Annotated in this window: 1 protein-coding gene; it reads right to left on the bottom strand. The window is 72.3% G+C overall.

The window, feature by feature from the left end; genetic code table 11:
• Positions 1 to 5,580, bottom strand: a 5,580-nt coding sequence (locus tag IE277_RS46070) for a type I polyketide synthase (protein ID WP_189960044.1), incomplete at both ends; no start/stop codon positions are given.

The raw sequence follows: 5,580 nt of genomic DNA, 5'->3' as shown, positions 1-5,580 counted from the left end.
ACATCCCACAACTCCCGCCCCATACCAACCCACTGCGCCCCCTGACCCGGGAACACGAACGCGACCCGGTCAGCACCACCAGCGACCGCACCCCGCACCACACCAGCGCCAGTCACCTCACCGGAAGCCAACACCCCCAGGCCAACGGCGAGTTCAGCCGACTCGGCACCCAACACCACCGCCCGGTTCCCGAACGCCGTACGAGTCGCCGCCAGCGACCACGCCACATCCACCGGCCGCAACCCACCCACACCAGCATCCACATACCGGCCCGCCTGACCGGCAAGCCCGTCCCCACCACGACCCGACACCACCCACGGCACCACACCACCAGCCACGAACACCGGCACAACGGCATCCTCCGGCTTAGGCTCGGACCCCGACCCCGACCCCGACCCCGACCCCGACCCCGACCCCGACCCGGACCCAGACCCGGACCCGGACCCGACCGGAGCCTCCTCCAGCACCACATGCGCATTCGTCCCGCTCACCCCGAACGAGGACACACCCGCCCGACGCGGACGCCCCTCCGTCTCCGGCCACTCCACGGCCTCCGTCAGCAGCGACACCGCACCCGCCGACCAGTCGACGTGCGGAGTCGGCTCGTCGACATGCAGCGTCCGCGGAAGGACACCGTGCTGCAACGCCAGCACCATCTTCATCACGCCGCCGACGCCGGACGCGGCCTGTGCGTGACCGATGTTGGACTTCAACGAGCCCAGCCACAAAGGCCGTTCGGGATCCCTGCCCTGCCCATAGGTCGCCAGCAGCGCCTGGGCCTCGATCGGGTCACCGAGGGTCGTGCCGGTGCCGTGTGCCTCCACCGCGTCCACGTCCGCGGTGGACAGCCCGGCCTTGGCGAGGGCCGCCCGGATGACCTGCTGCTGCGCGGGGCCGCTGGGGGCGCTGAGGCCGTTGCTCGCACCGTCCTGGTTGAGGGCGGTGGAGCGGATCACCGCCAGTACGGGGTGGCCGTTGCGGCGGGCGTCGGAGAGCCGTTCCAGGAGCAGCATGCCCGCGCCCTCGGCGAGGCCCATTCCGTCGGCGGCCTTGGCGAACGCCTTGGAACGGCCGTCCTTGGCGACGCCCCGGGTGCGGGCGAAGCCGATGAAGCCGATGGGCTCCACCATCACGGCGACGCCGCCCGCGAGGGCCATGGAGCATTCGCCGGAGCGCAGCGACTGAACGGCCATGTGCAGGGCGACCAGTGACGAGGAGCACGCCGTGTCGATGGTCACCGCGCTGCCTTCGAGGCCGAGGGTGTAGGCGATCCGGCCGGACAGGACGCTGGTGGCGCTGCCGGTGACGATGTGGCCCTCGACGCCCTCGGGCAGGTTGTCGAGGCCGCCGAAGCCCTGGTTGGCGGCGCCGACGAACACGCCGACGGGGGTGCCGCGCAGCGCGTCGGCGACGAGGCCGGCCCGTTCCAGCACTTCCCAGGAGGTCTCCAGCAGCATCCGCTGCTGCGGGTCCATGGCCACGGCCTCGCGAGGGGAGATGCCGAAGAAGCCGGGGTCGAAGTCGCCAGCGTCGTAGACGAAGCCGCCTTCGCGGGCGTAGCAGGTGCCTTCGCGGTCCGGGTCGGGGTCGTAGAGGGCCTCGAGGTCCCAGGCGCGGTCGTCGGGGAAGGCGTCGATGACGTCGCGGCCCTCGGCGAGGATCTGCCAGAGCGCTTCGGGGCTGTTGGCGCCGCCGGGATAGCGGCAGCTCATGGAGACGATGGCGATCGGGTCGTCGTCCGCGGCGGGGCCACTGGCGGGGGCCAGGGAGGTGACCGGAACGGGAAGGGCGGCGGTGCCGCCGGTCAGTTCCTCGCGGACGTGGCGGGCCAGGGCGGTGACCGTGGGCCGGTCGAAGATCACGGTGACGGGCAGGCGCAGTCCGGTGGCGGCGTTGAGCCGGTTGCGCAGCTCGACGGAGGTCAGCGAGTCGAAGCCCAACTCCTTGAAGGCACGGCCGACTTCGACGCTGTTGGGGCTGCTGTGCCCGAGTACTCCGGCGACCTGGGCACGTACCAGGTCCAGTACAGTCTGGTCCTGTGCGTCGGGGGTCATGCCGCGCAGCCGGGAGACGAGACCGGTGGTCTCCGCGTCCGGCGTGTGCCGGTGGTGGCGGTCCTCCTCGGCGCGCAGCAGCTCGGCGACTTCGGGTACTTCGGTGAGCAGGGGGCGGGGGCGGGCTGCGGTGAAGACGGGGACGAAGCGTTCCCAGTCGATGTCGGCCACGGCGATGAAGCACTCGTCGCGGTCGAGGACCTGCTGCATGGCCGTGACCGCGAGGGCCGGGTCCATGAACGGGATGCCGCGCCAGCGCAGTTGCTCCTGGACGATGTCGAGGGCCATGCCGCCGCCCTCGTCGCTCCAGATGCCCCAGGCGATCGACGTACCGGCCAGGCCGCGGGCCCGCCGGTGCTCGGCGACCGCGTCGGCGTAGGCGTTGGCCGCCGCGTAGGCGCCGTGGTCGCCGCTGCCCCAGACGCCGGCGACGGAGGAGAAGACGACGAAGGCGTCGAGCCGGTCGTCGCAGAAGAGCGCGTCGAGGTTGGCGACGCCCGACAGCTTGGCCTCGGCGCCGTCGGCGAATTCCTGGAGTGTCGTGGTGGCCAGCGGGATGAGGATGCCGACGCCCGCGGTGTGCACGACGGTGCGGATCGGCGGCCCGTCGGCCTCGACCCGCGCGATGAGCGCGGCCAGCGCGTCCCGGTCGGCGATGTCGCAGGAGGCGATGGTGACGCGGGCGCCCAGTTCGCGCAGTTCGGCTTCCAGTGCGGCGGCGCCGGGTGCCTCCGCGCCTCGGCGGCTGACCAGGACCAGGTGCTCGGTTCCGGTGCGGGCGAGCCAGCGGGCGGTGTGGCCGCCGAGGCCACCGGTGCCGCCGGTGATCAGCGCGGTGCCTCGCGAGGTCCAGGCGCGGTGTCCGCCGCCCATGGTCCCGGCGGGAGTGCGGGCGAGGCGGCGGATCAGGATGCCGGTACGGCGGATGGCGGTCTGGTCCTCGGCGCGGGCGTCGGCGAGGATCCCGCACAGCCGGGCGGCGGTGCGCTCGTCGGGTGTCTCCGGGAGGTCGACGAGGCCGCCCCAGAACTCGGGGTGCTCCAGCGCCGCGACCCGGCCCATGCCCCAGGTGCCGTTCTGCACGGGGTTGCGCAGCGGGTCGCTGTCGCCGGTGGTGACGGCTCCGCTGGTGGCCAGCCACAGCGGGGCGCGCACGCCGGTGTCGGCGCATGCCTGGATCAGCGCCAGCCCGGCCACCAGGCCGGCCGCGAGTCCGGGCTGCTCGGGGTAGGGGTGTTCATCGAGCGCGAGGAAGGAGAGCACGCCGCTGAACCGGCCGGCGTCGGCGCCACTGTGCTGGGCCGCTTCGGTCAGCAGGGCGGCCAGCCGCTCCCGGTCGGTGTCGGAGGGGTCGACGTACAGCGGCACCGTCTGTGCGCCGTGCGTGGCGAGCCCGTCCAGGCAGACGCGGATGAGTTCCGTTCCCGCGTGGCTCGCGGGGACGACGACCAGCCAGGTGCCGTCGAGTGCGACGGCGGTGGGATCGGCCGACGGCCGCCAGGCGACGCGGTAGCGCCAGGAGTCGATGGTGGACGCGGCCCGGCGTCCCCGGTGCCAGGCCGACAGCACGGGCAACGCCTGGGCCAGGGCCTGCTGCCCGGTGTCCTCGGCGACGTCGAGTGCGCCGGTGAGCGCCTCGAGGTCCTGCTCCTCGACGGCCGCCCAGAACGCGGAGTCCGCCGGGTCCTCGGCACCGCCGGTCACCCCGGCGAGCTGCGGTGCCTCGGGCTCGAACCAGTACGGGCGGTGCTGGAAGGCGTAGGTGGGCAGGGAGACCGTACGGGCGTCGTGTCCGGCGAGGACGGCGGTCCAGTCGACCGGGACACCGCGCACCCATGCCTCGGCGAGGGACGTCAGGAATCGGTGGGCGTCGCCCTTGTTGCGGCGCAGGCTGCCTACGACCACGGCCTCCGGGGCGGCTTCCTGGACCGCCATGCCGAGCACCGGGTGGGAGCTTACTTCCACGAACGCCGCGTACCCCTGGTCGGCCAGTCCCTGGACCGCATCCGCGAAACGCACCCGCTGACGCAGATTGCGATACCAGTAGCCGCCGTCCAGCCGGGCCGTGTCGATGATGCCGGCCTCGGTGGTGGAGAAGAACGGCACCTGACCCGAACGGGGAGAGACAGGGGCGAGTACCTCTGCCAGTTCGGCCTCGATGTCCTCCACGTGCCAGGTGTGGGACGCGTAGTCCACCGGAATACGGCGGGCGCGGATGTCGTCGCCCTCGCAGTGGGCCATCAGCTCATCCAGAGCATCCGCGTCCCCGGCCACCACGACCGAGCCGGGACCGTTCACCGCCGCGACATCGATCCGGCCCGCCCAACCGGCGGCCAACAGCTCTTCCACAGCGGCGAGGGGCAGCGGGACGGACACCATGCCGCCCCGGCCGGCAATGGCGCGGATCGCCCTCGACCGCAGCGCCACCACCCGCGCTCCGTCCTCCAACGACAAACCACCCGCCACCACCGCAGCAGCGATCTCCCCCTGCGAGTGACCCACCACCACCGACGGCTCCACCCCACAGGCACGCCACAGCGCCGCCAGCGACACCATCACCGCCCACGACACCGGCTGCACCACATCAACATCCGCCAGCTCAGCCCCACCACGCACGACATCACTCAGCGACCACGCCACATAAGGAGCCAGCGCAGCCCCACACGCCTCCATCGACGCGGCGAACACCGGCGAGACATCCCACAACTCCCGCCCCATACCAACCCACTGCGCCCCCTGACCCGGGAACACGAAGACAGGGCCGTCGGGAACCACGTCGAAGCTCCCGGTCACCGCTGCGGAAGCGGGGTCGCCGGAGGCCAACGTGCCGAGGGCATCGAGGAGTTCACCCCGCTCGGTGCCCAGCACCACGGCACGGTTCTCGAACGCCGCCCGAGTGACGGCCAGCGACCAGGCCATGTCCACCGGCCGTACGTCCTCACCGGCCGACTCCACGAATGACGTCAACCGGACCGCCTGACCGGCCAGTCCTTCCTCACCACCACGACCCGAGAGGATCCACGGCAGCACTCCCCCGGTGGCGAGAACGGGTGCGGCGGTGTCGTCGGCGGAGTGCGGTGCCTGCGTCTCGGGGTCGGGTTCCGGGGCCTGTTCGAGGATCACGTGGGCGTTGGTGCCGCTGCCACCGAAGGAGGACACGCCCGCGCGGCGCGGACGGCCGGTCTCGGGCCACTCCTGGTTGTCCGTGAGGAGTTCGACCGCACCCGAGGACCAGTCGACGTGCGGTGTCGGCTCGTCCAGGTGCAGCAGCCTCGGCAGGACTCCGTGCCGCATGGCGAGCACCATCTTGATGACGCCTGCGACACCCGAACTGGCCTGGAGATGGCCGATGTTGGACTTCAGCGAGCCGACCCGCAGGGGCTCTTCGCGGTCCTGGCCGTATGCGGCGATCACCGCCTGGGCCTCGATCGGGTCACCGAGGGTCGTGCCGGTGCCGTGTGCCTCGACCACGTCCACGAGGTCCGGAGTCACACGGGCGTTGGCGAGGGCCGCGCGGATGACGCGT

The sequence above is a fragment of the Streptomyces alanosinicus genome (assembly GCF_014650595.1).
In the GTDB taxonomy this organism is placed as follows: Bacteria; Actinomycetota; Actinomycetes; order Streptomycetales; family Streptomycetaceae; genus Streptomyces; species Streptomyces alanosinicus.
This window is presented reverse-complemented; position numbering and strand designations above follow the sequence as displayed.